Genomic DNA, 26,768 nt, shown 5'->3' on the forward strand with positions numbered 1-26,768 from the left:
AAAACCCCGCTACTTGGCGGGGTTTAGTTGGTTTCGACTTGTGATGGATCCGGTGGCCTGGTGAGCGCGATCACTTCAGACTTCAGCGTGGTGATCTCTTCCACCGCAGCGACTTTCACGGCCTCGATCTCGGCGACACCGCTAAGCGTCGCGGTGCTGGTGTGCTCGAGCACAGCGGCAACGCCTTCTGTAATCATCTGGTCGGTGATCACATCAGGATCGGCACCCGCGGTCGCCACATAGGCGGCGGGATCACCGGGCGCTTCCTTTGCAAGTGCCTCCGTGTACGCGTCGCCCCAACCGGGCCGCGCGCCGAGCGCCCACATATTCTGCACCGCCCACGTATGTGGGTCGGCAATACCGCGACTTGCAGCACACGCCGCCACTCGCATAACGAGCCTGCTATCCTCGACCATTTTGGCTTGAGTAAGAAACGTCATCTTCGCCTCTCCCTACACTCCATAGACTTTGGTAAGTACGTGTGATGTCGCATTGCCTAAAGAATTCATCGCGTGTCCAATGATCCTGTCCTGCAAGACGTACACGTATTTGAGTGACAGTGAAGGCGCGAGCCCATCAGCTCGCCATCCCGGCACAAGCTCGTAGTGACCGCAGCCGTGTAGGTCCGTCACTGACTGCTTCGGGATGAATTGCTCAACGATGCCAGAATTGTCGGCCTGATTTGTGGTCTTGTTAAATGCCTGCCAGACAAGAACGACCCCCGTCAGTTGTTCACTCACTAACTCGTTCAAAAGCACGGTCTGAGTGCCGTGCATGTACAACGCACCGGCCCAAAGCACCTTCTGAGCACGATCAGAGTGGATTACCCCGTTGAGTTCAATGAGTGGTGCCTTGATTACCGTTTTCGTCGGGTCGGTGATTTTGGTGCCGCCGTCACGGGTCATAGTGCCTATGCCGTCAGCATCTGCAACAACAACATCGCCGCCACGCAGCACTGCTGATTTGCCAAGCTGCCCACTCGATTCGACAACCCCAACGCCCGCACTGTCGCGCTTGATCGAGATCCCCATATCAGGTGTGGTGGTTCGCACGACTATACGAATGTCATCTACCCAGAATGTAGGCCGTACTCCGCTACTGCCCCGCACCGCGGTTATGGACATGCGGGTGAGCGTGATGCCGCTCTTCAGAAACGGAGTAGTGATCTTCTGCCACGTCCCCGCCGCCACATCAACGCTCGCGGACCCCATGCTGTAGGGATCGCTAGCGGTCCCGAGGTACACGTAAATCGTGGTCGAGATGTCGGCGTACACCCAAAACTCGGCAAACCCTTCCGCGTCCTGAGGCACGTTGATATTGAGGGTGTTGTGCTGCATTCGCCGCATGTCGGATGCGATGGTCGCAACCTTCAGGCTTGACGGGCTCGAGTGGTATTTCGTGGTGTCAACCGTGGGTGGGTTTACGTTCGGTTCCCAGTACCATCCGGCAGCAGTAGTGCCGGTGTTAGAGTAGGCGATCACATCTGCCATCGCATCCGCGAGGCGGAACTCGCCACCTGTGAACATGCCCCCGTAGAACTCTCGTCCGTAGAAGAAGTTCGCGTTCATTTTCTCTGCTGTCATAGCCCCGTCCTTAATCAATGCTGTCCCGATAGAGCTCGGCACCAGAAGAGAATCAGCAACGAGCTGAAACGGATTCCAAACCGACCCATTCCACACCTTCACGCCCGCAAAACTGCCAGCCGTGTCTTTCACAAACCACATGTCACCCTGGGTAAATGGCTTGTCTTCGTCAGCCGGAGGTTCGACCTCGGAAGCAAAGATACGGTTCTTGCCGTCAGCGGTCTCCGTTGCTTCCAATGCTTTCTGAGCGGCGGCGTCTGCGATCTCTTGAGCCACTTGCACCTCCGCGTTGACTTCCACAAGACGCATGGAAGTAGCGAAATCCGAATCAGCGGCATCGAAAATATCGTCTGCAACGTCAAGCCCAGGATCGAGGGTGCTCAGATCCTCCGCATGGTCGCTTACAGCGTTTGTGACATCGGGGAGCTCGGCCAGGACATCTTGCACGGGCACGGACTCTTCACCCGCTTCGATGCTCGAGTATGGGATCTGGCTCGTGCGCGCGAGTTGGCTTGTGGCCTGCTGAGCGGTGACTGCTTGCTGCGCTTGAGCGCGATGCAAAAGCTTCAGTGAAAGTGGCGTTGTCATGCGTCCTCCAAAATTAGGTCTGCGGTTTCGAGTCCGATCCATTCGATTTCTTCGATGCGCCGCCAGAACACTCGTCTGCCGGTCCATCCGCCGTCTGTATCAACCGGGATGATGTCGCCCACGTCGAAGGTGCCGCGGGGTGCGTTGGCGTGCGAGGCGTCCACCCGAACCGCAGCGACTTTGAGTTTCTGCTGCCGTCTTGCAAGCTCCACTCGGGCGAGGTTTTCGACTGCAGTTTGCCGTGTGAGATGCTTTGCGTCGATCACGACCGGAGTGCGGCGGCGACCATCAGCGATTCCCACCTCGAACCGAAGCGCGGACTTCCCTTCACCGGCACCGATCACGGTCACGGAGTTGGCGTAGTCTGCCGAGTCGTCCTTGATCGCAACGACTTCGAGCACGTTATCGCCCTCAATAAATGAGAGGTCTTCACGCTTGCGCCCGACTGTGGGGACGCAGCGGATCTCTTTGAGGATCTTCGTTTTGTCAGCGTTCCACCCTGACCATTCCACCCATTCGTATCCGGCTTCCTCGATGGCCTCAGTCATGAGCTTGCCCGCATCGGGAGTGTCCCACCACAGCATCTTCCATGCCCCAGCGTCATCAGTGGCTTTGTCTTTCGCTGCCTCGTAATCCTCTTTCGCCGCGTCGAAGGCAGTTTCCAGCGGCTCTTCTGTGATCTTTAGGTCATCGATCTTGTCTCGCCGCGTCTTGGTGGCTTTCGCTTTCGCGTCGCGCTTCGTCTTGATCTCCTTGTCCTTCGCATCCACGGGCGCTTTCTTGGCGTCGATGGTGGCCTTGGGTTTCTTCGCTGCGACCGCTGCCGCGTAATCATCAAACAAGATTCTTCGGTCACGATTCATGATGCGAATCGCGTCATCGTAGGGCTTCGAAATCTTCTTGACTTCGGCCTCTAACGTCTTGCGGGGCTTCGCGAACTCATCCCACGCCTTCTTCTTCGCATCCATGACCTTTTTCGCTGCATCGGCTTTCAAGTCCGAATCCGTGCCGACTCGCTTCGAAGATGAACCCGTGAGCGTGACGCCAATATTCGAGGCGTTGCGTCCCTGAATGTAGGTGATGACATGGCGGGCGGCGGCAATGGGGTCGACCTGCACGCCCCAGTATTCGCCCTCGTACGGGTAGCCATTGAAGTACGACGAATACCCCGCACCCTCGATCCGCCAGCGTGCTCCCTCGAACTCACTCCGAGTAACAATCCAAGTTCCGCGGATCTGCCCGTCAGCTTCTTCATGAATGAACGTGCCGCGCGGTTCGATCAACGCGTTCGTGCCTGCGTAGCGGTAAGCCTCCACGACCGGCATAATCTCGCCCGAGAACTTCCCCGGCCCGCACTTTTTCTTTCCCGCACTGGACACGTTGATGGGTAGTTCGAGTTCGAGGAATGCGCCGTCTGAGATGCGTTCAACGATGTAGCGAAGCATGACACCTCCTTATACTGCGCGCTCCAAGAACGTCACGGTGAGATCGAATGAAGTTGCCCACGTGAGCCGCGGTGACGCCGCCGATTTCCCACCTGTGAGATTCACTCGAGGATAGAAACGCATGGTCCGGCCCCGGAGGTTTGCGGGGATGAAGTTTGTGTCGGCGACACGCATCATCATCGTGTGGCTGCCAGCGGTCTCGGCTATATCCCACGAGCTTGCTTCGCCCCGCCATACGGTCGGGTCGACGTTTGCGCCGACCTGTAGCCACATGTTTCCGTATGCGTTGCCGTTACCGCTGAGTACCGAGAGTTGTGACCATGTGATCGTGTAGGCCATGTAGTTGGCCCAGTCCGGGATTGCGATGTCCAGACGCCCAGACGTTTCTGCTTCAACCGGCCAGGTTTGCCCGCCAGTCTTCCCATAGGTCTGGCCCCCACCTGGATAGGGTTGCGTGTCCGTGATTGGCACCCGGTCGCCGGTGCCTGCTGCGGTCAGGTTTATGGATCGCACCGCAGTGTCAGTTCGTGGTGATTGAAGCCTGCGAAGATCCTCGAGCATCGCGTTCGTGATTGTCCCCGTGCTCTTCGGCCAATTAATTGCGGCGAGCTCGTATGCCGTCACGCCAGCGAGTGCGGGCACCTCGGCGACGGTTTTCGCGGTTGCGGGCACTCCCGGCACTACCGAAAGCTTTGAGGTGGCACCTTCGGGCCACTGATCCCGCGGCGTGTATGTTTTCGCGAAGATCGGATCAAGGATTTCATGAATGATCATGTCGCGGCGGGTAGCGGTGGAGCCGGTGCCGGGGATCCCCTGCCCGCCGTCACCCATATAGTTCTGAGCAGTCAGAAGCGGAATGCCGTACGTTTCACGGCCTCGCCCGCTTTCCCGGGATTGGATCAAATCGTCCCCTGCCGCGATCTTCACGCCGGTGCCGGGAACGTCGAGTTGTGAAATTCTCAGATCGCCTGGACGCACCACACCGGACCCGGTGCCCGCCTCGCGCTGCAGCTGTCGGCGAAGCCCTTCGGCGGGAATGCGGGTGCCGTCCATTGCGTAGGGCGCTTCAAAATCAACCATCGTTACTCCTTACAAACTTCGGTACGCGGCCTGGATCCGCACTTCAAGAACCGCGGTGTTCGTGGGGTCGTACCCGCCAAAGAACACCCGGTGTTGGCCTGGATTGAGGCTCATGTCTGACAGGCGTGCGCCTGAAGGCGACAGCGCGCCCGGGAATGGGTTGCCGTCGCGCAAGATCCAGCGCGCCCACGGACGTGTATCTACAGTCAGCGTTTGGTCATAGGCCAGTTGTCCACGAAAGTTGAGCCGGCCTACCCCCACGACCTCGATAAACGGGTCTTGAATGGGGCCACGAACGTTGAATACCGGCCATGCTGGGGCCGAGCCGTCGACTGTCACGACATGATCAGATACGCCGTCGCCGCCGTCGAGCACGAATGGCACATCGGCGGGGATCGGCAAGCCGCCCGTCGAGCCCGTAATCAAGTGAACACGGGATACTTGCTCAGGTCCGTACCAAAGATCGTCAACCGCTTGGAATGTCAGGGTCGGTTCTGCGAGCCCGGACCAGAGCGCGGAGTCATCCGGCGCGAACTCGCGCGGGTGCCCGTACGCGGTCAGAGTGCCGATAGTGAGGGCCGCGAGCCCACCGCTTCGAGACCTGAGCGTATCGGCAGACCACACGCCTGCGAGGTCTTGCAGAAGCGCTCTCGTGTCGGCCTCTTGTTCGGTGCGGGTGTCTCCGCGCCCGATCACCGCAATGGAGAGTTCGTGCTTGGGGCCGTCCTTGTAGGAGACTCCGAGCGCGGTCCCGTCGCGGCCCGGGCGCGCAGCATCGTTCGCGCGAATGCCCGCGGTGCCGCGCTTGAAGTCCGTCAACGCAAAGGGCGTGCCCTCCCCAAACGGGAAGCGCACGCCCTCATAGGTGAGAGAACCGCTATTGAGATCGGTTCGATCGGTCATCGATTCCCCTATCCATACTGGACCTGTCGGCCATACTGAGCGGCATCCTCGTAACCGCGCTGCACCGCACCATCAGCGCGCTCATCCATCCATCCCTCGAACTCTCGATCACCAATGCGAACGGTCACCGGGCCGGAGATGCCACCGCCTTGTTTTACGGCGTCCCATTGCGATCCCGTCAGGATCGGCTCAGGAGACCTCGTGCGGTTCTCCACGAGCGAGAGCCCGGTGGGGAGCCAACCTCCGTTGTCGTACAGGGTCGCGGTGTGCCCGTCAGCGGCACCAAATGGATTGAACGCTTTCGCCATCGCTGCGGCGGCATTTCGTGCAAGCCCAGTCGCGACATCAACAAACATGCCGCCGCCCGGAAATGCGCCCTTGAGCTGCCCAACCGCCCAGTCAACGAGTCCGTCAAGGATGGACGCGGCCCCGCCAACTTCGCCCAGATCAGCACCGTACAACCCCATATAGGGTGCCGGGTTCACGTTGGCCCCGTAATTGCCTGGACCACCGCCAGGGTTATGCACCATGTAATGCAGATGCGGCCCCGTCGACATACCAGTTGACCCGACATAACCGATAACGTTGCCTGCCTGGACCTGCGCCCCGACCTGCGTGCCGAAACGACTCAGGTGTGAATAACGCGTCCCCAAGCCGCTCGTGTGTTGAATGTAGACCTCGTTGCCGCCCATCGGGACAACCCCGGCCAACTGGACCACACCATCACCCGCGGCGAACACTTTCGTGCCCATCGGGGCCGCGAGGTCGATGCCGTTATGGCCCTGGTTGCCCCACTGCTGAGACACACTAAATGAGCCTTGCGGGAGCGGCGTCACGAGGCCACCCGTCCGGTAGCCCGGAATGTCGCCGTGCGTGTTCATGTGGTCAAGCAAGCCCGGGTGAGTGCGCTCAATGCGCGCCCGAGACTGCGCCCGGATCACGTGCTCGTTGCCGTGGACCACACCCGCGACTACAGTCGTGCCGATGTTGCCGGTGTAGCCACCTTCAGAGAAGCCCTTGGGAAGCGGCACCTTAGGGATCTTCATCCCGTCCGGCAAGATCCCGTTGACCTTCTCGATCAGCCCGTTAATAACGGTTTCGATCACGAACCTGACGGGCTCCTTCGCAAGATCCTGGATCGCACTCCACGCCTTGCCAATGCCATCGCGCGCCGCTTCGAACGCCTTTTTCGGGTTCTCCGTCACGATCCGCACGAGGTTATCGATGATGCCCTTGATGATGTTCCAGCCGTTGCGGATCGCGTTCGAAATGTTGTCCCACGCGGGCTTAATGAACTGTTCGTAAAGGATCTTGAAACCCAACCCCAACAGGTCGAGTTTCTCCTTGATCCCGTCAACAATCGGCTTGATCAGGTTGACCCAGATCCAGTCGAAGAGCGCGCCGACCGCCTCAAGGTACGGCTTGATATACGTAACGTAGAGGTATTGGAAGGCGAGCCCCAACAGTTCGATGTAGTTCTGGATCCAGTCAATAACCGGTTTGATGATGTTCGCCCAGATCCAATTGAACAGGGCCGCGATTCCATCCATCGTGGCCTTCCAATACTGCTGGTAGGCAAACTGGATCGCGAGACCCAGCTTGTTCCAGACATCTTGAATCCACTGAACGGCAGTCTGGATACCTTCCCATAGCCCCGTGAACAACGCGCCGATCCACTCAAACACCGGCTTGAGATACGTGTTGTACGAGTCGGTGAAGAACTTTACGATCCCGTCCCAGTTCTCAACGATCCATTGGATTGCGAGCCCGATAGGGCCGATCAGGAGCGAGAGCAGCAAGCCCCAGTTGTCCGTCACGAATGACACGATGTTGTTGATCGCGTCGGTGAAGAACTTCTGGATATTCGCCCACGCCTCACTCAAGAAGCGGGTGAAGTTCTCCCATATCTCCCGACCGATGTCGGTCTGTGTGAAGAACCAGATTAGGCCCGCCACGAGCGCGGCGACCGCTGTCACGATCATCATGATGGGGTTAGCATTCATGGCCGCATTGAAGAGCCGCTGAGCGACCGCTGCCGACTTCGAGGCCACGGCCCCCGCGATCACGGCGGTTTTGTGAGCCACAACACCGGCAGTGTTCTTCACCCACATGGCCGACGTTTTCCAGCCCGTCGCGAGTGTTCCCGCGGCGATCTTGAGCCACATGGATGCACCCGCGTTGTTCGCAATCGTGGCGATCTTATGCGCGGTCACCTTCGCCGTGTTCGCGGTCCAGAGCGCCGCCGACTTAATCAAGCTGCCGTTCATGAGCGCCCAAATGCCCTTGCCAATCACGACAACGCCGTTCCAGAGCTTCTGCGTCACCATTCCGGCCTTGGCCGCGATGGTCTGCGCTTTTGTCGCGGTCGCTGCCGCGTACGACGCACCGGCAGCACCGTACGTGGATGCGGTCCAGCCGATCTGAACGGCTTTCGCGACCGCGATAGCCGCTTTCAGTCCGTTGATCACGGCCATCACACCGCGGATCGAGTAATAGGTCGCGACCATCATTCCGATGGCCAGCGCCATGTTCTGTACGACCCCGATGTTTTCGCCAATCCACGCGAACGCGCCCTTGAGGTTCGTCCCGATAGCGGTCACGAACGGCTCGATAGTGGGGGCCATTTCTGCAAACACGTTCTTGAGCGACCCCACGATTGGGAAGAGTCGACCCAGGAGAGTCACCAGTGGCGGCAGCGCGGCAAGAAGCACATCAGTGAATAGGCCGGCTAGCTGCTCGATGACGGGCATGAGCGGCGGCAATACCGACATCGCCAGATATGTGAACAGCAGCGCAAGGCGATTGATCACCGGAATGAGCGGTGGCAACACCTCTTTCAGCATCGCGCCGAAGGCCCCAGTGAGGGTTTTCACGAGCTCCGAGATGACCGGCAACACCGGTTTCAGGGTCTCGAACACGATGCCGAGCGGGGTGAACATGGAGAAGTCGACACCCTTATCGAGTGTCTTCATGAGCCAGTCGATAGCGGGCGCGAGCTTCTGCCCGATCTTCTCGCCAGTCTTCGCCGCGACCTCTTCAAGCGGCCCCAACGCATCAGTAGTCGACTTGAGTAGCGGTGCGAGGGAGGTCCAAACGCCGCTGAGCATTCCGGCACCGATACGACCCACGGACGCCATGAAGTTAGCCCACGAGCCTTTTACTGTTCCGCCCATCTCATCCGCGACCGTTCCGGCTGCGGAGGTCATGGCCTGCTCGAACTGCTTGAAGTTGATCTGGCCCTTCGAAGCCATCTTGAACACTTCTTCAGTCGTCACACCAAGCTGCGTAGCGAGGGCCTGATAGATCGGGATGCCCTTGTCAGCGACCTGCTGCAAGCTGTCGTTTTGGGCTTTGCCGAGCGAGGCGACCTTGTTATAGATCGACCCCATCTCATCCATGCCGATACCCGCGGCAGCGGCAGAGTTCGCAACCGACTTCAGGACGCCCTCAAGCTCTTCACCCGGCGCGATCCCGGCAGCGACCGCACCGGCAGCAGTGGTTGCCGCAGCGTCAAGCCCGAACGCAGTACCCTTCACCGAGGCGAGAGCGTTCTTCATGATCGCGTCGACAGCTTCCGTCGAGTTCCCGAGCCCGCGAAGCTTCGCGGTCGCCTGGTCGATGGAGTTCAGCCGCGAGAAGCCTTTGAAGAGGGCCGTACCGACCCCCGTAGCGATGAGCGCGCCCGCGGCCACACCAGCCACCTTGAGGGACTTCTTGATACCGTCCCCGAGTTTGGAGCCCATCTTCTTACCGGTGTCGCCAAGGTCAACGCCGCCAAGTGATTTCGTAACGTCGTTCTTGACGCCTGGCATCTTCACCCGGACAACGACAAACCCCTGAGCAATCTCAGCGCCAGTGCTCGCCATGTGCTACCTCCTGACACGCAAAAACGCCCCGGCAAAAATGCACAGGGGCGCTTTCGGATCGAAATGTTGTGGTGACTCGTGGACAGTTATTTGGCGCGTGCGGCGTTGAGTGCGCGAAGTAGACGCGCGTTATCGGCGTCTGAAATCTTTGCGCCCGCCACCGGCTCAACAAATGCGCGAGCAGAGTAGCGGTGCGGGTACACGACCATCCGATACTTTGGGCCTGCCTCTGCTGAAACTCGGGCGGCTCGGGCGTTCACTTCCGCTTGGACGGCAGGTGAACGCATGACCTTGTTGAGACCGGAGAGCTTGAGTTTCACTCGCACATCGTTCATGTGGTGCGCCTCCGGTTCTTGAAGCGGCGTGCGGCCTGCTTGATGCGGGCGATCCGCTGTTCTTGTTCCTGCACGCCTTCGGGATAGTCGCGCGGCTTCATCTGCTTCGGCTTCGAGGACTGTGACGCCCAGACCGCGTGCTCAACCCAGCGCAGCATGTCTTCTTCCGCGGTGACCGCGCTCGCGCCGCCCAGCCATGCCCCAAGCGCACCACCGCGCGGCATGTGCATCACGTACAAGGCAATGTCTGCAGGGTCTTCGGTGCCCGCCCACATGTCCGAGAGTCGGACCGAGTAGAACCGCCGTAGATCGGCAGCTACTCGGTCCGGGCACTCTCGAAGGAGGTAGGCGAGCGTTAGGAGTTTTTTGCGCCGACCTTCTCGTAGATCACGTTGACGAGCTCGGTCAGCTTCTCGAAGTCGGAATACCCGTCTTCATCCTCAAGCGCCTCGATGACGCGGGCGAGTGCGTCTTCACCGATCAGGTTCTTGAGCACGGTTTCGATGTCGTTGTTGCGGAGTGCAAACATCGTTGGTGTGTGCTTCGGGGCGCGCGCATCGATCTCGAAGTGTTCGCCCGCAAAGTCCACGGTGTACACCTCGTGTGCGCCGCGCTGGTAGTCCTGTGGCTTCGCGGGCGACTGCTCGCGAGTGGAAGGGTAGCCGTGATTCATTGCTTCAGTCATGGGGTGACTCCATTTCGTGTGTATTGGTGATGTGACTCAAGAAGGGTGTGAGGGTGGGGCGCGGAGTCACCACGCGCCCCACCCGGCTTGTTACGCTGCCGCTTCGAGGAAGGCAGGCTCGTTGGAGAGCCAGTAGGAATTACCGGTCTCCGTCAGTCCAAACTCATACACCGAATCGTCCTCAAGGTTCGTGACGTACGAGCCGCGCTCCGACACCGAAGCGGTTTCGATGCACTTCAGACGCGTGTAACCCGCGTTGTCCACGAGCTTGATGATTACGGTGCGCTCGATGGTCGGGATGCTCTTTGGCATGTCAACACGGGCAATCTTGTCCGTGCCGGTGCCGACGAGCGTTGGCTTGCCGTGGCCGTAATAGAGGCCGGTCACCTCGGGGTCATCCTCGAGCGCCGCGAACTTGTGGCTCTTCTTTGTGGAGGTGTTGCGAAGCTTCACGATTGCGCCGCCCTGCCACGCTTTTGTTTCCTTCGATTCCACCTCGACCGACTCTTCGATACCGCCATCAGTGATCCATCCCACCTCCATGAACTCAGGCGGAATGGTGAGGTCTGTTGCGGGCAGTGTTGAGCCCTTGGGGGCGATCCAAACGCCTGATTCCTCGGCGTTCCATTCGCGCATGTTGTCTTGGTTCTTAGCCATTCTTGGACTCCTTCACTACTGACGCGGGCTTGGGCGTTTCCGGTTTCGGATCCGCCGTGCTCTGCTTCTGTTCGGGGTCAGCCTTGCGGGCCTTCCCACGGGCGATGAGGTCACGGGCGGTGCCCGGATCGACCTCGACGGATGCCCCGGCCTTATGGTCCTTCCCACTGGGGTCGGTCCATCCGTTTGCGATCACAACTTTGGTTGCCATCTCTGCTCCTTCAAATGAGAAAACCCCCAATTCAGGGGGTTGGAAATCGGCCACGGATCGCGGCCTGAATAGTGAATTGATAGCGCGCCGCGTGGGTATCGGGATCCGGCAAAAACACCGGAGTGCCCACGATGCGAACGCGTTTCACCGGGCGCCCGCCGAGCTCACGCGCGAGCGTCACAAGGCGCTGCACCTCGGACGCGAACACCGCAGCAGCTTCGCGGGTTTCATCCCAGCAACGGAACGTCATCATTGCGTCTTGCGACACGAGCCCCGCAGCACCGCCGTTGTGTTCCACCTCGATGAACTTCACCGGGCGCGGTTTCGAGTCCGTGCTCTTCGGCACGTTCGTCAAAACCCGTTCATCTTGTGCATCTTTGAGGTAGGCCACCCACGCATCCTCAGCGGGATCGAACAGATATTTATCCATCAGCCCTCCGCAGGTTCACTTCATCCCCCATTGGCCCGTGCTTCGGATGCTTCCACGGCTTCGGTTCACCCTCAACCTTGTACCGCACCCCAAACACTTCGATCTCGTCGTGCGGGCCGATCCCGGACCCATACGGCATGAACAGTCGTGGTGTGGTGATCACCACGTCCCTGCCTGGTGGGTGCGCTTCCGCGGATCCTGCCGGATCAAAGCCGAAAATCCCAAGACGTACGCCCGGGCGAAACCCTTCAATATCGTTGCCTTGAGAGCTTTCACCAGTGACACCGTACTTGAACCACGTCACGTAATCGGTTATCGGGCGTTTGATCATTAGACGCTCCGCATTCCGCCGTAGTTCGCCGGGATCAAACTGATCTCGAACGCTCCCCCGCGGCGAGCGCCTTGCAGCTTTTCCAACTCGGATTTGGTGGGCTCCAGGCTGCCAGGGTTGTCACCACCAAATGTGGCTGAGGCGGTCTCAGTGAGTGGTCCCGCGCCGATGCTTTCCGACACGCTGCGCTCCCCGCGAGGGTTTCGAAACACTCGGGTCACCATCGCCACGACAACATCTATCGCGGTCGCTTCGAGATCCTTCCGGGCCGGTTCTTCGTCGGCTTCCGCGTCGATCCGCTTCTGTAGGTCTTCGACCTTGTTGCGGATCTCGCGCTCGGCTTTGTTGATCCAGATTTGCAGCTTGCCTTCGTCGGTTGGTGCGTCGTCACCGATCCATGCATCTGTCACATCTTTTGGTTTCGTCCAAGACATGCGGGCCTCCCCAAAGGTGAGGGGTAGGCATTTCCGCCTACCCCTCACGCTGGTTACTACTTCTCGGTTACCGTCTGTTCGCCGGTGTCGATGTTGCGCTCGATCACAACCGCTACCCCGTCAGGGCGGGTCGCCTCAAGCTTCTCGAACCGCTGCTTAGGCTTCCGCTTGGTTGCTGGCTTTGATTCAGCGGCGGGCTTCGGGTCCGGTTCGGGTTCCACCGTTGCGGGCGGTTCCGTTGCTGGTTCCGTTGCTGGTTCCGTTGTCACAGGATCATCCCCTGCGGGAGGGGTCACGGCCACGTCGGTTGTTTCAGGTGCCTTCGGCTCTTCCGCCACCTTTTCAGGTGCGGGCTCCTTCTCGGGAGTCTTCTTCACGTTCGCCATGATCTATGCGTTCCTCACTCCGGTGAGGCGTGCAGCGGCCTTGCCACCGAACACGGCCACGCCAGTGTAGAACTCGATACGTGTACGGTAGGCGGGCTTCTCCTGAAGCTGCCCCAGGTCTTCGACCTGAACGCCGCCGTTGGTGAGGCCAGTCACGGCCTGATCGCCCTCATCCTGCCCGAAGCGCACCGCGTAGATCGAAGACGCGTCAGTAGCGCTGCCCGCGGTCTCGTTCTGCGAGATAATCGCGGCACCCTGCGCGGTCGCGCCTGCATCAAGAATGGGGACACCGTTCCATACGACCTGGCGCTTCCCGTTGATGTCCTTCTCCACGAACACGTCAGCGGAGATGTGGCGAGCGGCAGACTTGATCTTTCCGATCAGGCCAGCGTTCGTGTAGAGCGCGCCGTTCGAGCCGTCGAGCCCGGGGACTGATGCCACCAGCTCGTCCAGCTTGTCGAAGAACGCGTGAATATCGTTCACCGAGCTACCCAGGATCGGGATGCCGTTGGTGCCGCCCGAGATGACCTGAGCGCCGGTGAGTCGCTTCCGCAGCCCGTCGAAGCTCTTAGGGTCAACGGCAACATCTCCGTTGAAGAACGTCTCTTGGAACTTGTAAGACGCTGCTTTGACCTTCATGTTGGTCTGCACTGCGCGCTGATCGTTCAGGTTGCCGCGAGTCTTCTCAATGAAACGGTCAACGTCTGCATCGCCACCAAGGATGACGAGCGATTCAGACTTCTGGTTGACCGTGCCTGTGGACTCGGAGTATCCGTCATTTACTGCACGGAACTCAACACCGGGGAGCGTGCCTTCCTCGTTGTAGGCGTAGGCATTGCCTTCAATTTCCATGAAGGGGATCCGGTCAAGGATCGAGCCCGCCTGCACGAATGTCTCGATGACGCCGCGCTGAAGGGTTGTTGTGGAGAGCTTTGCAGCCTCCGGGAGAGTAATAGCCATGAGCTAGTCCTTTCAGTTTGCCGACTCGCTGTAGGCCGCACGCAGTGTGCCGAGGCCTGGCGAAACCGGTTCAGATTTGTTGGAAGGCGTGGTGCCTTCTTTCGGAATGACAAGACGCTGTTTCGGTGCCGCCTCGCCCTTGAATGCAATGAGCTTGTCGGCAGACGCTTCGAGCTCTTCCCGGGTGGTCCCGGTGAGCAGCGCGGCAGGCACGACGATCCCCTTAGTGGGGTCTGACTTCTCTTCCGCGACCGTTACGCGCAACTGTGCAGCTTCGAGCTCAGCAACGCGCGCCTGTGACGCGGTGAGGGCGTCCTGCTGCTTCTGCGCTTCGGTCTTCTGCGATTCCTCGATCTCGGCGAGCTTGTCGGCTGCTGCCTTCAACTCGTCGTAGTTCGCGAACTTCGCCTGCTCCCGAGCAATACGCCCCTGAATTGCCTTGTCGAAGTCTTCCTGCGATGTGATCGCCTGAAACTCCTTCGGCTTCGGGTTCTGCTCGTTGTTTACTTCCGTACCCGCGGCGGGGTTCGTCTGCTCCGTCATGTGGAGTCTCCATTCATCCGTTTTCGGGCCGTGCGCCCATTGAGCCGCGAAACTGTCGCGTACAGCCACAAAGCTGTGGAAGTTTGTTAGGAAGTGCCGTGCAACCTGCGCCACTCGGCCAAGACGCCCTTGGGGGTTGTGAGCCGGTTCCCGTCTTCATCAGTCATCGACTGTTGGTACATGAATTCGTACTTTTCGCGAGATGCGCGAATAGCGTCACCGGTCGAACCGTGCAGGATCGGCACCGCCAAGCATCGGCAATCGTCGTGGTAGTTCTCACTGATCGCTTGGGTGCCTCGTGACTTCACGCCGCTGCCGACCCCGCCAGCAAGCCGTTTCCCGGTCGAGTCGAGCCCGGTGCGAGTAGACCCGCGTCCCACGACCTCGCTCGCGGAAGACTTCGTGCGGTAGGCCATACGGGCAGGTCGGGAGGCGAGCATTCCGCAGAACGCGCAACAGCCCGCGCGCGGCATCCGTTGAAACTCGACTAGCCCGCCAGCGGGATTACGAGTCACACCCTCTGAGATCGTGGTACGGGATGAATCGAAGATCATCCGAGTTGCTGCTCCGGTAAGTCTGCTCAGCATCGAAGAATCCAGCGACTCCTCAACTATCGGCGCAACCGCCCATCGCGCGAGCGAATCCACTCTGGCGGGCTCAAGCAGTGCAGCCGGTGCAACGGTGGGGACACGCTGCCGTGCCTGCGCGTACAGTTCCTCGAGCAGGACGGCGGCACTGTCGGATGCGGCTCCCATGAACGGATCCATCAGATCCGGGATCGCCACTTTCAGCACTTCACGCGCCTCTGCGGGATCGAGACCTCGGATAGCCGCCACGACAGCGGCAAGATCCGCGACCGCGAGCCGCCGAAGCGCGTTCAGGTCCGTCCGGTGATCCTCAACGATGGCAACCGACATGAGCCACCTCGCTTACTGTTCAGTCTCGCGAATCGTGATCGGGTTACCCGGAATGAAGTCGACCGGTTCAGTGATTCCGGCAAGCTTCGCCGCCGCTTGACCTTCTACACCCGCGCGCCGGTAAGCGCCCAGGGCGTCGCCCTTCGCTTTCGCGATCTGAGCTTGCTTCAGTTCCTCATCAGAAGCAGTAGCGCCCTCGCCATCGGCAGGGATGCCGGTTTCGCGGATCCGCTCGTGAAGTAGAGCGCTCCCCTTGCGGCGTTGCTCTGCCTTGAACCGAGTAATCTGCTCACTCGACAGCCCGCCATACTCCAACCCAACTTCAGATTCACCGAACTCGGGAACGGCGCTCACGAACTTCGAGAACGCATCAGCTCGCGCAGACGGCGACACCAGCACGGGATCTGTGAACTGAGCCCGCAAGCTCTTCATCTCGTCCGTATTCTCGTCCAACCCATCGCGCAAACGAATCGCACCGTTGATCGCGTTCACGCCACCGTGGCCCCAAGACTCGTTCACGTTTTTCGTTCCCGTGATCAGAGTTTCTTTGGCGGCAAAGATTGCCTCAGCACTCGACGGGTTTGCAGAGTCTGCGTAGCGAACATCAAGATCCATCTCGTCCGCGAACTGGCTCGCGAACATTCGCAGTTGATCAACGTGCGGCTGCGGAGATTCACCGGTGAAACGGTGAACTTCGGGGAACTTCTCATCAGCGGCAGTGTCAACGTTGAGCGCTTTGATTCGCCCCAGGAGAGCAGTCCATCGGTCATCGCCAATGAAGCTCTGCACGTCGGTGCCGAATAGGTAGTATTCGGGAGCGGCGTAGAGTTCCGCCGAGATTTCTGACCGGATGATCGTTCGCAGCGCGGCATCGGCAAAGTACATTGATGCGCGCGTGATCCTGGAATGCCCCAGTGGTCGACGCAGCTCGAAGCCATGCACGAGCGGGTATGCCGGGGTTTCGCCAAGATGGTGTGGAATCGCGTGGTAGTTCCAGCGCGGCCCGGTCTTCGAGATCATGTAAACGAGTTCTGGCGTGTACATCACCATCTCAACCGGGTGTCCGTACTCAGTCGCAATGATCGAGAGGAAGCCTCTCAGCCCGCGTTTGCGGCGGTCGTAAATCGCGGCTGAGTCTTCGGCAGCACGCGCCGTCACGAGTACATCAGGTTCTCCGCTTTCAAGATCGCCGTGACTAACGGTGAGGAAGCTACACCCATGAACCGCCGACGAAATACACGCCGCCGGAAACTCGGTACGAAACTGGTTATCCCAGAGCAGCCCCTCGACGGCGAGCGCGTCTTCGGACCCGCTCATCGTGACGAATCGCTCGAACTGTGATCGGTTCGTGAGCGCCTTTACGCCCTTGCCGATCCAGCCGAGTGCTGCACCGATGTCGGTCATCTGCGGAGGCAGCGAGATCCCGAAGTCCTTCAGGGCTTGCTCGCCGTCAAAATAAAGTGAGCGTTCGAGGTTCATGCGGCGGCGCTTCTGCCAGACTGCCATCAGGTCGCCCAGTAGGTCGGTGTCAGCGCCGAGATCGACAGGCGGTCGTGTTGCGATATTCACAGGATCGCCCCTCCTTCTCCCTCCGCGTGTTTCTTCGCGGAGAGTTTCGTTGTCCGTGCGCCCCACAGGGCAAAACTGATTGCTTCGGTGGGAGTCTCGTCACCGTCTGGCGTGACGGATGCCCACGCCCACGCACCTTGCTTCCCACGGGGCTCTTTCATCACCGTGGACACCGAAGCGTCAAGGCGTTCTTGCCCCTCGCTGGGGTGCTCCACAGTTCCGGCCTTCAACTCGTTGTCGAGCATCTGGCAGGCCGCGAACACTTGCGGCGTGTTGAGTACAGTGACCCATTTCGAAGCGACCCCGGCGCGGCGAAGCATCTGTGCCAGAGTCGGGGCGTGTGAGCTCCCCGAGATGAAGATGCCGCGCGAACGCCGCCACCTCGTGATGCCGTTCTCGTCTTTCTCTGCGAACCATGCAGCGAGTCGCTTCATGCCGTCCTCAAGCGCGCCCGCGTCATCGTGCAGCTGTTCGACAAACACGTTTTCGCCGTTGAGTTTCGCGGCGGCGAGCGCCATCCGCATTCCATCAATTGAGAATGAGATGCTGTAAACCGGGTCCGTTTCCGGCGCTACGTTTACGGCGAGTTCAGCCCAGCGGGTTTCCGTGATTGCGCCGCTTGATTCGCGGTCATCGTCCCAGATCCCGAGCCCTTCGCGTCGGTACGATTCATCGTCGGCAAGAATCTTCCGCATTCGTAGAATCGACTCCCACGGCACGCGGTGAGGGAAAGACGGGTTCGCCTTTTCGACCTGCATCTTGTCTTCGAGGTCAGCCTTGGGATCCGCGCCGAGCTCCGTGTAAAACATGTCACACTCAACTACTTCGCCATCTGCGCGGCGCTTCTTGATTGCGAGTGCTTCGTTTCGGCGGGTGCGGAATACTTCGCCCGGGTCGGTTGGTTTCGGCGGGGTGCCCATGAAGATGATGAGCGGGTTCTTGGATGCGTTGGTGGCGGGCACCATGTCATCGAGCGCTTTTTGAGTGAGGATCTGTGCCTCGTCAAACACTTCAATGTCTACGCTGTCAAAGCCACGCCCAAAGCCTCGCTCGCGCGCCCCGAACATGATCCGGGATCCGTTCTTGAAGTGGATCTCTTGCTGCCCGTTGGCTTGCCGCACCTGCTCGATATGAGGGGCAATCTTGCGGCGTCGAGCGAAACCCTGCATCCATTTGAAAGTCTCGTCAGAGGTTCGCGAGAGGTGCGCCGTCCATAGCACTTTGAGGCGAGGGAACAGGATGCACAGTGCGAAGATAATCGTGCCGATGGAGAATGTCTTACCGACCTGACGGCAGATCGAGATGATGATGCCGCCGATACCTGCGGCGTAGAGCCCGTTCGATCGTTTCGCGAGGATCCCCCGCCCGAGCCCGTCTTGCCAACGGTCGAACAGAACGCCGAACTCTTTCGCTTTGTCTCTGACGGCAGGCCATCCGGTCGAGGCGATCCCCGAAGGGAGCACAAGATGTTTGGCGACCTCAGAGAGCTTCTTCGACCCATGCTTCGTCGGGGGTTGTTTCACTTTCTTCAACCTCCTCGCGCAGCGAGAGCTCAAGCGACGCGATTTCGCGGCGCAAGTCGCGTAGCTGCCGGGAGAGTGCGGAAGCATCGCGCGGTGATGCCTCAGCCATGAGCTTTGCTAGATGATTACGGAGAGCGAGAAGCTGCTCTAGATCGGTGCCTTCAGCAAACGCCTCAGCAACGGACATCGTTCGAGGCTTAAGAGGATCAGGGGTATCGAGTTCAACAACCTCGCCGGGTTCCACCGCGCGCAATACGGGAACTTCCTGCTTCCCGGTCTTGCATTGAGCCGAGCAATAGCGGCGGCGTTTGTCGCCCTCGAACCGCTTCTTACAGACCTTGCAAGTGCGTTTTGCCATGCCGATCACCTCCCGGGAAGAATCCGGGCAAATACGAACACCGCCGATCCCTCACTACGAAACGGCTTCAGCGGGTTCCGGCGTCCGCCTATGTGGAAAAAATTGGTGGGGAGGGAGAGGCCCTACGCCTGGGGTGGGCCTGTGTGTGAGGGGGTGGGGGTGGGGTGCCCGGGGTTGTGGATAACTTTGGCGGGGCCTGGCTAGTAGCGTCCGAGTGTCCGGGGCTTGGGTAGTGGCTTGCCGTGTTGCTGTTGGCCGTGGAGCTTGGCTCGTGCTTCTGCGAGCGTCATGCGGCCTTTCCAGTTGTTGCACTTGCGATGCATCAAACGAGTGTTCTTGCGGTCGTATGGTGATCCACCTCGCACGCGTGGAACGTCTTCATCGACTTCACCACTCATTGGGTGAGGCACACAGCCTTTACAGTCAGGCTTGTGACACTTATTTCCGTGCTTGCCAGACTCGTAACGCAACGTCTTGTCGACTGTCTTGTCACACAGTGCGCAGCGTGTCTCTTCTGCCTTGACGCGCTTGACGATCTCGCGGCGTCTGTGTCCGTTGGCGTTGTGTGCCTGAGTGACCATCGTGTGACCTGCCTGCCGCCTTGCCGTCCGCCCCTGCTTGGCTCTCTCGTGCATGAGGGTGACCCTTGATAGCGCGAGTGCCCTCACCTGATTGGGCGTCCATCCGTTACTGGTGAGGTGAGCGTGTCCCGTGTGCTGACACCCTGGGGCTTGCAGCACACCCCCGGACTGTAAGACCCCCTCCCCCTTGTTTGGGGACACCCCGGGGTATGTGTTGACCCCCGGGGGTTACTTCAGAGGGGGCGGGGTTATCGCTGCTGAAGCACTGCTATTCGCGTCCCCTTAGCGCCGAAGAAACAAGCAGTGACGGTATTCATGATCTCTGGCACGGTGAGTGGGTAGAGGTCGGTGAACACCGCGAGGTCTAGGGTTAGCCCGCGCAGTCGAGTATTCAGTGACCGGGCGCTCGTCAGGTGCACTGTTCCGCCCGCGGGAAGGCTGATTCGTTCCTCCCCGTTTGTTCGATATATGCGGCACGGCTGGGCGTCCTGGCAACGAACGATCTGCATCCCAAAGGCACGAGCTTCTTCCATGCTTCCCGCGATGATGGCGACATTACCGCCCTGTGCGGCTGTTTCGATAACGGCTCTCAGAAGTGGGTCCATCAGCTGCCCTCCTCATCTTTATCCCATGCAGAGAACATCCACACGTACTCGCAGACTGTCTCGTTGTCGATCATTTTGATGAACTGGGAGACGCTGTCGAACGAGACTGACCTGTACCCGTTCTTGAGTGCTTCGGTAAGTGCAAGGTCAGCTGCTTCTGCGAACTCTTCGGCCCCGGTCTCGGGGTTCTGTCGGCGGTCAAACAGGTCGACGGTCGTCACGACCCGAACAGTTGGGGGCACGTCCTTCATGGCTTCTCGGGTGGTTGGTGCAATAAACATGGTGTGACTCCTTGTCAAACGGCGCGTGCTCGGCCTCGTAGCTGCTGCCGTGCGTGAAGCTGGTCTGTCCGGTCTTGCTCGCCGCATTCCTCGGCTGCGAGCGCTGATGGGTATTGGGCTTGGCACTCGGGGCAGGCATACATGCTGGTTTACCTCCGCTTGTGGTGAGGGGTCGAGATGATCCGCACGGCATCTGGTGGCACCTCGAATGTGAAGCCGCCACACCCATCAGGTGTTACCTCGACGCCCTGTTGAGTGCCGTCTGCGAGAACGACCGTTACTTGCCTGGTCATCTTGCCTCCGTGTTGGTGGGTAGGTCTGTGTGTGGCAGGTCGACACGCGTCTGTTTGCTCTGTACGCATGAATAGTGATCGTGTGCCTGCCACACAAGGTCGTGAGCACGGTCGTACCGCTTACCCCTATGCAGGAGAACCCGTCACGAAGCGGGCAAGAATGAGGGTGTTAACGACAAAACCCCCGACGATGCGCCGGGGGTTTTAGTCTTAACTAGATCGTTCGAACTGAAATCAATTCATAACTTCGTTTGGCCGTCGAATTCGACATTGAGCGTTTTATGTGGACGTTAAACTTTGCCTCAACCTTATTGTTTTCGTCCGCAGCGATTTCGGCCGCTCGGCTCTGAAGCTCTGCACTTGCATATGAAGCAGGAATGGTGCGCGGTTGTCCGCTAGGCGAGAAGTACGCCAATCCATTAGACCATCGGTGCCCGTCAAGACGACCCGTTGACGTCCAGGTTTCCGTCTCTGTATAGACGGCCTTTAGCTGCTTCTTGAGATACTCAGCGTGCCTCTTTCCAAAGCTGAGCTCGCTTGTTCCCAATCCACGTTGCGCGAAAGTCCCAGTTACGTCCCATCCCTGCTTGCGGATGGGGTCAAGGGCGTGCGCAAGCTCATTCCGCGCACTGGGAGGTAACTGTTCGATTGCTGCGCCAAGGGCTTCATTGCCCGGAGACTCGGGGTCGCTATTCGCTAGAACCACTGCGATCCGGCGTAGCGCTTCCGAGAACGTGTCATCTACGTGGAGAATCTCGTTTTCAAGTTCCATGTCAAGTGGGACAGCACCATCGATTGTTCTGCTTGGGGCTTTAAAGGTCACTCGCACTGAGCCAGGGCCAGTGTCAACAAGCAGCTCTGACGTCTGGCGAACGGAATTCGCCCTATCTTTCACAAAATGTTTAGTCGAAGCGGCGATTCGACGGACCAACTCGCTAAACGCTTCCGCGTTTGCAGCATGTCCAATCACGCTCTTACCCGTTAAGTGAAGTTCGAGTTCTCCTGATACTGGAGCCAATTCATCTCGAACCACAGGTGCGAGAACCCTAATTCCTTCGGCAGAGGCAAGCAGTGAGCCTAACGCAAACTTGTCTCCGCTTGAAAGAGTATCGCGAAGCGTGCGCCTAAAGCTTTCTACAAAAAGCACCTCACGTGAGTTAGCCACGCTCATCCACCTCCACAAATCCCTTCTCGCGACTAAAATCAAGGTGTCCGTCATCGTCTTTAGGGGTGGACCACTGCACTTCCCAACGGGCAACGTCGTTTTGTTTGGAGGCATCAGCTTGGTAAGCGTCAAGCATGCCACCATACGGAGCAAGCTTCTGACGTACTGGGATGTCCACGCCATCAATCTTGAAGCTAGCCTCAGACATTGTTAGCAGTCCGCGCCCCGCTAGCTCCTGTCGCTGAAGTCTTGTCGGCTGGTTAATGATGAGAACAAGGTCTAGGTCGTTAGGTGGTCGGTCTTGCCGCAGTGAAACAAAACTGCCGTCCACCCATACTCTGCGATCTGGAACAATCGACCGGGTTTGCTTCAAGTAGACAACAAACGCCTCGAACAGCAGGCTTCGGTCTTCAGGAAAAGGGGCATTCACGACGAACGCCTGGTGCATCTCGTCTAGGGTCAACTCATAGGGTGATGCCTTGTAAAGCAGCAGTCCAGTAGCGGGGTCCACCTGGATCAAGGTCTGCTGCTTGGTAGCGACCAAGCTCTCCATTTCACCGACTCTAGCGCACGCAACAAGCTAAGGCGTCGCAAAGCTACGTTTCATACCGTCACCGTATGAGTCTCGGGTGACCACGAGCACGTATGAAGAACCGTTATTTAGCGGCAGGGTGCGATCCTGACGCGCTCTGCCAGAGCCGTCCGAAATCTGGGGGTCCATATTTGCGGGTGCGTGCGAGCGCATCACCTGAGATCGGTGTATCTGTTTTGAGTTTTCGCGCGGGACGCCCGTAGTTGCATGCTGCATTCACGCCACCGGTCCACCGGTTGAGTCTTATGCGCAAGTTGAGCTCAAGTTTAATGATGAACTCCCGCATTCCCGCACCTCCGTATCGAGTCTAGAAACACAAAAAGCCCCACTCAATCGAGTAGGGCTTGGGACACACTTCTAGCGCGTAATCCCAGCATACACGATTGTCCGCGACATAGCATCAGCCGCGGACATGGACCGATGCGGCGACTCGACTAGTTCTAGTCTTCCCCAAGGAATTTGTCGGGGTCCACTCGGTTCTCTTCGTCTAGCCGTTTCTGCATTTCAGTTCGGCCAAGGCGCATCGTATCGGCCACGAAATTGCGGTAAGCGTTAGTTGCGAACGTGTTGATCACCCAGTTCACTATTCGCACCACCGCTGTGTCTCGCCACGCCTGCTTGTATCCGCTCACGTATGGAAACTCGCTCACTTTTCGCCTTCATTCCTTCTTCGGGATCGTGTCATACTCTTCAACGGCAATGACGAGACTTGCAGCAAAGTAATATCGCTTGCCGCCTCGACTACACCAGCCAGAAACGGGGATCTGGTCTCCGTCTAGTGGCCCAACTGTGTCTATCTCGAAGCCGTTTGGTGCTCCTTTCGTCGTGAGATCAGCTTCGTAAATCAGCGCTTTGGCTATCTCATTTTCAATGTCGCTTGCTTCCATAGGCGTATTGCTCATCGCCCTTCCTTTCGTTTGGTGGTTATGTGGCTGCGTGTAGCGCCACGAAATCGACTTCATGCCCGACAGCCTGCGCGAGCTCAATAAGGTCGGATTGGGTTGCCCACATGCGCCCGCAGCAGTGGCATTCAGCCACCAACGCGCGCCCTGCCTTGACTGGGATGCGGATAGCGGCCTGCACTGTCGTTATGGGCACATCTTCATTCCCGCGGCGCTCGTAGGTGGTAGTCGCGTGGTAGCGCTCGCCGCAGTCCGGGCAGTTCACCGTGATCTCTTTCTCGTGGGGTGGATCAAACAGATCCTCGATCTTCCACACCCACTGATCGAACTTCGCAAGCAGGCGCTCGGCATAGTCTTCCTCGATGCGATTGCCCGCAAGCTCGGCCTGAACGGTGGCGAGCATCTTCGGGACTAGCTGCAGTAGGTCGCCCGTGTGCGGTTGCCGGTATTCGTTGAGTTGCGCTCGCACGTAGCCGTCGATCTCTTCGTACAGGTCAAACGCCTTGTAGTTGAGCATCGACCCGTCCCCGCCACCACGAGTACCACCAGCACCGATAGACGCATACCGGGCATCCCACAGCATCGACAGCAGCGGATCCGCCACCGCCTGCCGATCCCCCAGCGACACCTCATGCACCTGCGTCAAACGCTCCACCGCGCGCGCTGCAACCCCGTAATTCACTTCAGCATCCCCTCAAGCCTCGATTTGCGGTCAGCAACATCGTTCAGCGCATTCCGCTTCAACAGCAACAACGCTTCATCGAGCGCTTTGGCTTCTTCCTTACTCAGCGGCCTCATGCGTTGACGATTCCAAGAGCCCTGCACCGCAATCACGAGCTTCCCAGTATCAAACGCACACTGAAGATCCCGCGCGACACAAAGCCAACGCTCAGCCTCAACTACGCGGCCACGCTCACGCTCAAACTCCGCCAATTTCGACACCATCGGTTTCCCCCTTCGCAATCCTGATTACCGGCGCAGCCGCTACGGTCAAAGAATGCCGCCGACAACAATCAGAACGACCAACACCAACGCAATTCCCACCCCAGTTGCGGCCCCCGCAGGTGTGACCGGTTCACGCGACTTCCCAACAAGAGACACCAATGAGAGCGCTCCAAAAACGATCCACCCAACTACAACCCACAGCATCCACGTCATCTGTTCCTCCCTGAAACACGAAAGGGCTCCACCCGAAGGTGAAGCCCTAGAAACACGAAAACCCCCACGTCACCGTGGAGGCTCAAGAGGGTACAGTCGTACCCTCCACTGAGATCCATGTTAACAGAGATCGAACACATCTACGAGAGCGGCAAAGACCTAAGGTAAGTAACTTTGCGCACCCGTGTCATCTGACACACCTGACCGCGCACCCCTTCGCTGGTGTGAGAAACCTAACACCCAACGACCTGAACCAGCTGTCCCAAATCGGGACACGTAATTGAAGCAGTCCGAATTGTTCCGACCCGAAAAGTTGCGATAAACGGGAATCACGGAATAGCCGGATCCACGCTCATGGGAGTTTCCGTCATCTGCGGGAACTCCCGCGGATGGGCTCGAGCTATTGGAGAATCTTCCAATATCGGCGGCAGCTTCCCCAACAGGGAAAGGTAACCGCGGCAAAGTTTGCCGAGGTTATTACCCTGTGCAAACTTTGCACCGGCTGAAGGGTCTGCGGAGTCGGCACACTCCTGCGGCGAGCGCGTCTTTCAACGGCTCAGGCAACATCAATCGAAGTCATGTTGCCTGAATGTTGCCTGACCTACTTTTGGGCGTGCTCGGTGAGAATGCGGCGTGCCTCGAAAACCAAGTCAGGCGTTACGATCAGGTCGTATCGCGTCGCGACCATCTGCATGACCGACGAGAAGTCGCGGCGGTTACGGTTCATCGCGTACGACAGCACACCAAAGAGCATGCCGAAACCCGCACCGATCGCCAACGCCGCAATAAACACACCCATAATCGCTGCGTTATCGGGCTGGAAAATGAAGAGCAAGAGGCCCAGGAACAAGCCAAGGTACGCGCCCGAGAGAGCGCCCATCAACGCAACCCGCCCGTAGGTGAGACGGCCGGTGACCCGCTCAACACTGCGCAGATCGTTGCCAAGAATGCTGATCTGCTGCACGGGAAAGCTCGCGCGTGCAAGCACGTCGACCGCGTGCTTCGCGTCTTCGTAGCGATCGTAGGTTGAGATGATCTCACCCTTCGGCAGTTCCGGCGTCTGCATCTGGCGGCGGGAATTGCCCGGGTTCGGTGTGCTCATGTCACGATTCTTCCACAGCCCGGCTATGTTCTGGCTGCTAGACGATTCAGCGCGCGGCGAACGGCACGACCACCTGCGGGTACCCCGGCACCGGGATCGAACGCACAGACAGGTCCGCGAGCGACACCAGAGTCAGGCCGTCCCAGCCCTCATCTCGGGTGTTACCGCCGCCAAGGGCCGCGAATTCGCCTCCCGCGGCATCGGTCCACACGGCGACCGTCTCGTGCGGCGGCGACACTGGGACGACTTGTTCGTTGCCACTATCAAGATCCAGAATCGACAGGTTCGGCTCTCCACTCGCGTTGCCAAAGGCACCGGTTCCAACCGTCAGCAGCTTTCGCCCCGCCAGTGCGGTGCCGTGCGAGTGCGAGTTCGCCTTACTCTTCAGAGTGGTCACCGAACCGCTTAGCGGATCAAGCCGAGCCACCACGAGCCCCTGGTACGGCAGCAGAATCGTACCGTCGGCATCAACGGCACCGTAGTGCGGCTTCTCCCACGACGCGAGGCCACCCTCGGTTCCAAAGGGCGCCACTGTGTGCTGCGTTGGTTTCAGCGTCGCGGCGTCGACCACGGTCACGGTGAAGCCATCGTGGTCGACCGTTGCGGCCCACGATCCGTCGGGGGCGACCAGCACATCAAACGGGCGCATGCCAACGGGCACGGAACCAATAAACGCTCCCTCTGCCGTATCGAACACCTCAAGGTTGTCTTTGCCATCACCGGTCGTCACGGCAACGTACACGCGACTGCCATCGGGGGCGACCGCTAGTCCGAGCCCACCCGGTCGATACTCCCCCACCGACTGCATCGGGGCTGGGTGCTGATACTGCACAAGCGCGGTGCGTTTTCCGGCGGCAAGGTCCACCACGGCAAGCCCCTCGGACGTCGCGGCATATGCCGTTCCAGTCTCGTTGTGCACCCCGACTCCCCACGGTGCACCACCAACCGAGATGGTGCGAACGCCAGCGTCTGCGTCGGGCAGCGAAGGATCAATCACCGCGAGTTCAGCTTTCTTCGCGAGTGACGCGAGCAGCAACACAGGGGCGGCCTCGGGCTCAGGAAAAGTCTCGGCAACCTCGGTCGACTTCGGTTCGGGATCGGCGGATGGCTTCGATCGCGGCGCCTCAGATGCGCACGCGGCCAACCCGAGCACCAGCCCAAGCGCCGACGCCCCAAGGGCTACGCGCCGGGCGATCCCAAATCTCTTCGCAGTCATCAGACAAGTGTCCCGGTCTCGCCTCAACAATGCCTGAGCAGTCTCAGCCAGACCGCGCGCGCCACCCGG

General features: G+C 59.2%; 32 protein-coding genes. All 32 read right to left on the bottom strand.

Translation table 11 applies throughout. The features are described 5' to 3' along the window. Nucleotides 1–23 precede the first annotated feature (23 nt). The 32 genes from G7068_RS03255 to G7068_RS03410 all read right to left on the bottom strand — a co-directional run bounded on the left by G7068_RS03255 (nt 24) and on the right by G7068_RS03410 (nt 26,699). Nucleotides 24–335, bottom strand: coding sequence for a hypothetical protein (locus tag G7068_RS03255; RefSeq protein ID WP_166288805.1), 312 nt, complete (start codon nt 333–335; stop codon nt 24–26). 117 nt (nt 336–452) lie between these two features. Beyond that, a complete protein-coding gene (locus G7068_RS03260) occupies nt 453–2,171 on the bottom strand; it encodes a hypothetical protein (protein ID WP_166288808.1) in 1,719 nt (572 codons plus the stop codon). Next, entirely contained in the window at nt 2,168–3,616 is a 1,449-nt protein-coding gene (locus G7068_RS03265; RefSeq protein WP_166288811.1) for a hypothetical protein, read from the bottom strand. Before G7068_RS03265 ends, G7068_RS03260 begins: the two co-directional genes overlap by 4 nt. A gap of 9 nt (nt 3,617–3,625) precedes the next feature. Beyond that, nucleotides 3,626–4,696: a hypothetical protein gene (locus G7068_RS03270; RefSeq protein ID WP_166288814.1), complete on the bottom strand. Its 1,071-nt coding sequence runs from the start codon at nt 4,694–4,696 to the stop codon at nt 3,626–3,628. A 9-nt stretch (nt 4,697–4,705) separates the two neighbouring features. Then, entirely contained in the window at nt 4,706–5,599 is an 894-nt protein-coding gene (locus tag G7068_RS03275) for a hypothetical protein (RefSeq protein ID WP_166288817.1), read from the bottom strand. Nucleotides 5,600–5,607: 8 nt separating this feature from the next. Then, the gene (locus tag G7068_RS03280; protein ID WP_166288820.1) at nt 5,608–9,465 is read right to left on the bottom strand and encodes a peptidoglycan DD-metalloendopeptidase family protein; all 3,858 of its coding nucleotides are present in this window, start codon (nt 9,463–9,465) and stop codon (nt 5,608–5,610) included. An 86-nt stretch (nt 9,466–9,551) separates the two neighbouring features. Next, the gene (locus G7068_RS03285) at nt 9,552–9,800 is read right to left on the bottom strand and encodes a hypothetical protein (RefSeq protein WP_166288824.1); all 249 of its coding nucleotides are present in this window, start codon (nt 9,798–9,800) and stop codon (nt 9,552–9,554) included. After that, the gene (locus tag G7068_RS03290) at nt 9,797–10,075 is read right to left on the bottom strand and encodes a hypothetical protein (RefSeq protein ID WP_166288827.1); all 279 of its coding nucleotides are present in this window, start codon (nt 10,073–10,075) and stop codon (nt 9,797–9,799) included. Before G7068_RS03290 ends, G7068_RS03285 begins: the two co-directional genes overlap by 4 nt. An 80-nt stretch (nt 10,076–10,155) precedes the next feature. Next, nucleotides 10,156–10,485: a hypothetical protein gene (locus tag G7068_RS03295; RefSeq protein ID WP_166288830.1), complete on the bottom strand. Its 330-nt coding sequence runs from the start codon at nt 10,483–10,485 to the stop codon at nt 10,156–10,158. 90 nt (nt 10,486–10,575) lie between these two features. Next, complete coding sequence (locus G7068_RS03300; protein ID WP_166288833.1) at nt 10,576–11,142, bottom strand: phage tail tube protein; 567 nt, start codon at nt 11,140–11,142, stop codon at nt 10,576–10,578. Beyond that, complete coding sequence (locus G7068_RS03305) at nt 11,135–11,353, bottom strand: DUF7210 family protein (protein ID WP_166288836.1); 219 nt, start codon at nt 11,351–11,353, stop codon at nt 11,135–11,137. Before G7068_RS03305 ends, G7068_RS03300 begins: the two co-directional genes overlap by 8 nt. A gap of 31 nt (nt 11,354–11,384) precedes the next feature. After that, nucleotides 11,385–11,783: a hypothetical protein gene (locus tag G7068_RS03310; RefSeq protein ID WP_166288839.1), complete on the bottom strand. Its 399-nt coding sequence runs from the start codon at nt 11,781–11,783 to the stop codon at nt 11,385–11,387. Further along, complete coding sequence (locus tag G7068_RS03315) at nt 11,776–12,114, bottom strand: hypothetical protein (RefSeq protein WP_166288842.1); 339 nt, start codon at nt 12,112–12,114, stop codon at nt 11,776–11,778. The genes G7068_RS03310 and G7068_RS03315 overlap by 8 nt, the downstream gene beginning before the upstream one ends. Continuing rightward, nucleotides 12,114–12,548, bottom strand: a complete 435-nt coding sequence (locus tag G7068_RS03320) for a Gp19/Gp15/Gp42 family protein (protein WP_166288845.1) — start codon at nt 12,546–12,548, stop codon at nt 12,114–12,116. The genes G7068_RS03315 and G7068_RS03320 overlap by 1 nt, the downstream gene beginning before the upstream one ends. A 56-nt stretch (nt 12,549–12,604) precedes the next feature. Then, nucleotides 12,605–12,934 carry a hypothetical protein gene (locus tag G7068_RS03325; RefSeq protein ID WP_166288848.1) on the bottom strand — a complete coding sequence of 110 codons (330 nt, stop codon included), beginning with the start codon at nt 12,932–12,934 and terminating at the stop codon, nt 12,605–12,607. Between the two features lie 3 nt (nt 12,935–12,937). Beyond that, complete coding sequence (locus G7068_RS03330) at nt 12,938–13,894, bottom strand: major capsid protein (RefSeq protein ID WP_166288851.1); 957 nt, start codon at nt 13,892–13,894, stop codon at nt 12,938–12,940. 12 nt (nt 13,895–13,906) lie between these two features. Next, complete coding sequence (locus G7068_RS03335; RefSeq protein WP_166288854.1) at nt 13,907–14,437, bottom strand: hypothetical protein; 531 nt, start codon at nt 14,435–14,437, stop codon at nt 13,907–13,909. A gap of 86 nt (nt 14,438–14,523) precedes the next feature. Continuing rightward, nucleotides 14,524–15,354: a VG15 protein gene (locus tag G7068_RS03340; RefSeq protein WP_166288857.1), complete on the bottom strand. Its 831-nt coding sequence runs from the start codon at nt 15,352–15,354 to the stop codon at nt 14,524–14,526. Nucleotides 15,355–15,366: 12 nt separating this feature from the next. Further along, on the bottom strand, nt 15,367–16,923 hold the full coding sequence (locus G7068_RS03345; protein WP_166288860.1) for a phage portal protein: 1,557 nt from the start codon (nt 16,921–16,923) through the stop codon (nt 15,367–15,369). Beyond that, complete coding sequence (locus tag G7068_RS03350) at nt 16,920–18,446, bottom strand: terminase (protein WP_166288863.1); 1,527 nt, start codon at nt 18,444–18,446, stop codon at nt 16,920–16,922. The genes G7068_RS03345 and G7068_RS03350 overlap by 4 nt, the downstream gene beginning before the upstream one ends. After that, on the bottom strand, nt 18,403–18,804 hold the full coding sequence (locus G7068_RS03355) for a hypothetical protein (RefSeq protein WP_166288866.1): 402 nt from the start codon (nt 18,802–18,804) through the stop codon (nt 18,403–18,405). The genes G7068_RS03350 and G7068_RS03355 overlap by 44 nt, the downstream gene beginning before the upstream one ends. 829 nt (nt 18,805–19,633) lie before the next feature. Continuing rightward, nucleotides 19,634–19,990, bottom strand: coding sequence for a hypothetical protein (locus tag G7068_RS03360; protein WP_166288869.1), 357 nt, complete (start codon nt 19,988–19,990; stop codon nt 19,634–19,636). Then, entirely contained in the window at nt 19,990–20,271 is a 282-nt protein-coding gene (locus G7068_RS03365; RefSeq protein WP_166288872.1) for a hypothetical protein, read from the bottom strand. The genes G7068_RS03360 and G7068_RS03365 overlap by 1 nt, the downstream gene beginning before the upstream one ends. A gap of 149 nt (nt 20,272–20,420) precedes the next feature. Beyond that, nucleotides 20,421–20,564, bottom strand: a complete 144-nt coding sequence (locus G7068_RS03370) for a hypothetical protein (RefSeq protein ID WP_166288875.1) — start codon at nt 20,562–20,564, stop codon at nt 20,421–20,423. Between the two features lie 214 nt (nt 20,565–20,778). Beyond that, nucleotides 20,779–21,729: a hypothetical protein gene (locus G7068_RS03375; RefSeq protein WP_166288878.1), complete on the bottom strand. Its 951-nt coding sequence runs from the start codon at nt 21,727–21,729 to the stop codon at nt 20,779–20,781. Further along, a complete protein-coding gene (locus G7068_RS03380; protein ID WP_166288881.1) occupies nt 21,722–22,282 on the bottom strand; it encodes a DUF6932 family protein in 561 nt (186 codons plus the stop codon). Before G7068_RS03380 ends, G7068_RS03375 begins: the two co-directional genes overlap by 8 nt. 479 nt (nt 22,283–22,761) lie before the next feature. Beyond that, nucleotides 22,762–22,971 (bottom strand): hypothetical protein, encoded by a 210-nt coding sequence (locus tag G7068_RS03385; RefSeq protein WP_166288884.1) that lies wholly within the window; start codon nt 22,969–22,971, stop codon nt 22,762–22,764. 9 nt (nt 22,972–22,980) lie between these two features. Then, nucleotides 22,981–23,223, bottom strand: a complete 243-nt coding sequence (locus G7068_RS03390; RefSeq protein ID WP_166288887.1) for a hypothetical protein — start codon at nt 23,221–23,223, stop codon at nt 22,981–22,983. Nucleotides 23,224–23,245: 22 nt separating this feature from the next. Next, nucleotides 23,246–23,905 carry a hypothetical protein gene (locus G7068_RS03395; RefSeq protein ID WP_166288890.1) on the bottom strand — a complete coding sequence of 220 codons (660 nt, stop codon included), beginning with the start codon at nt 23,903–23,905 and terminating at the stop codon, nt 23,246–23,248. Then, nucleotides 23,902–24,168, bottom strand: coding sequence for a hypothetical protein (locus G7068_RS03400; protein ID WP_166288893.1), 267 nt, complete (start codon nt 24,166–24,168; stop codon nt 23,902–23,904). Before G7068_RS03400 ends, G7068_RS03395 begins: the two co-directional genes overlap by 4 nt. An 814-nt stretch (nt 24,169–24,982) precedes the next feature. Continuing rightward, complete coding sequence (locus G7068_RS03405) at nt 24,983–25,483, bottom strand: YflT domain-containing protein (protein WP_244304648.1); 501 nt, start codon at nt 25,481–25,483, stop codon at nt 24,983–24,985. Nucleotides 25,484–25,529: 46 nt separating this feature from the next. Beyond that, nucleotides 25,530–26,699, bottom strand: a complete 1,170-nt coding sequence (locus tag G7068_RS03410) for a YncE family protein (protein WP_244304650.1) — start codon at nt 26,697–26,699, stop codon at nt 25,530–25,532. Nucleotides 26,700–26,768 lie beyond the last annotated feature (69 nt).

The organism is Leucobacter viscericola (assembly GCF_011299575.1).
In the GTDB taxonomy this organism is placed as follows: domain Bacteria; phylum Actinomycetota; class Actinomycetes; order Actinomycetales; family Microbacteriaceae; genus Leucobacter; species Leucobacter viscericola.

Excerpts from the sequence above, each read along its gene's own strand:
- G7068_RS03300 (WP_166288833.1), bottom strand. The coding sequence starts at position 11,142 with ATGGCTAAGAACCAAGACAACATGCGCGAATGGAACGCCGAGGAATCA.
- G7068_RS03340 (WP_166288857.1), bottom strand. The coding sequence starts at position 15,354 with ATGTCGGTTGCCATCGTTGAGGATCACCGGACGGACCTGAACGCGCTT.
- G7068_RS03365 (WP_166288872.1), bottom strand. The coding sequence starts at position 20,271 with ATGTTTATTGCACCAACCACCCGAGAAGCCATGAAGGACGTGCCCCCA.
- G7068_RS03295 (WP_166288830.1), bottom strand. The coding sequence starts at position 10,485 with ATGACTGAAGCAATGAATCACGGCTACCCTTCCACTCGCGAGCAGTCG.
- G7068_RS03380 (WP_166288881.1), bottom strand. The coding sequence starts at position 22,282 with ATGGAGAGCTTGGTCGCTACCAAGCAGCAGACCTTGATCCAGGTGGAC.
- G7068_RS03390 (WP_166288887.1), bottom strand. The coding sequence starts at position 23,223 with ATGAGCAATACGCCTATGGAAGCAAGCGACATTGAAAATGAGATAGCC.
- G7068_RS03360 (WP_166288869.1), bottom strand. The coding sequence starts at position 19,990 with ATGGACCCACTTCTGAGAGCCGTTATCGAAACAGCCGCACAGGGCGGT.
- G7068_RS03370 (WP_166288875.1), bottom strand. The coding sequence starts at position 20,564 with ATGACCAGGCAAGTAACGGTCGTTCTCGCAGACGGCACTCAACAGGGC.
- G7068_RS03310 (WP_166288839.1), bottom strand. The coding sequence starts at position 11,783 with ATGGATAAATATCTGTTCGATCCCGCTGAGGATGCGTGGGTGGCCTAC.
- G7068_RS03400 (WP_166288893.1), bottom strand. The coding sequence starts at position 24,168 with ATGGTGTCGAAATTGGCGGAGTTTGAGCGTGAGCGTGGCCGCGTAGTT.
- G7068_RS03405 (WP_244304648.1), bottom strand. The coding sequence starts at position 25,483 with ATGAGCACACCGAACCCGGGCAATTCCCGCCGCCAGATGCAGACGCCG.
- G7068_RS03285 (WP_166288824.1), bottom strand. The coding sequence starts at position 9,800 with ATGAACGATGTGCGAGTGAAACTCAAGCTCTCCGGTCTCAACAAGGTC.
- G7068_RS03280 (WP_166288820.1), bottom strand. The coding sequence starts at position 9,465 with ATGGCGAGCACTGGCGCTGAGATTGCTCAGGGGTTTGTCGTTGTCCGG.
- G7068_RS03260 (WP_166288808.1), bottom strand. The coding sequence starts at position 2,171 with ATGACAACGCCACTTTCACTGAAGCTTTTGCATCGCGCTCAAGCGCAG.
- G7068_RS03335 (WP_166288854.1), bottom strand. The coding sequence starts at position 14,437 with ATGACGGAGCAGACGAACCCCGCCGCGGGTACGGAAGTAAACAACGAG.
- G7068_RS03270 (WP_166288814.1), bottom strand. The coding sequence starts at position 4,696 with ATGGTTGATTTTGAAGCGCCCTACGCAATGGACGGCACCCGCATTCCC.
- G7068_RS03265 (WP_166288811.1), bottom strand. The coding sequence starts at position 3,616 with ATGCTTCGCTACATCGTTGAACGCATCTCAGACGGCGCATTCCTCGAA.
- G7068_RS03290 (WP_166288827.1), bottom strand. The coding sequence starts at position 10,075 with ATGTGGGCGGGCACCGAAGACCCTGCAGACATTGCCTTGTACGTGATG.
- G7068_RS03325 (WP_166288848.1), bottom strand. The coding sequence starts at position 12,934 with ATGGCGAACGTGAAGAAGACTCCCGAGAAGGAGCCCGCACCTGAAAAG.
- G7068_RS03410 (WP_244304650.1), bottom strand. The coding sequence starts at position 26,699 with ATGACTGCGAAGAGATTTGGGATCGCCCGGCGCGTAGCCCTTGGGGCG.
- G7068_RS03320 (WP_166288845.1), bottom strand. The coding sequence starts at position 12,548 with ATGTCTTGGACGAAACCAAAAGATGTGACAGATGCATGGATCGGTGAC.
- G7068_RS03275 (WP_166288817.1), bottom strand. The coding sequence starts at position 5,599 with ATGACCGATCGAACCGATCTCAATAGCGGTTCTCTCACCTATGAGGGC.
- G7068_RS03315 (WP_166288842.1), bottom strand. The coding sequence starts at position 12,114 with ATGATCAAACGCCCGATAACCGATTACGTGACGTGGTTCAAGTACGGT.
- G7068_RS03355 (WP_166288866.1), bottom strand. The coding sequence starts at position 18,804 with ATGGCAAAACGCACTTGCAAGGTCTGTAAGAAGCGGTTCGAGGGCGAC.
- G7068_RS03305 (WP_166288836.1), bottom strand. The coding sequence starts at position 11,353 with ATGGCAACCAAAGTTGTGATCGCAAACGGATGGACCGACCCCAGTGGG.
- G7068_RS03330 (WP_166288851.1), bottom strand. The coding sequence starts at position 13,894 with ATGGCTATTACTCTCCCGGAGGCTGCAAAGCTCTCCACAACAACCCTT.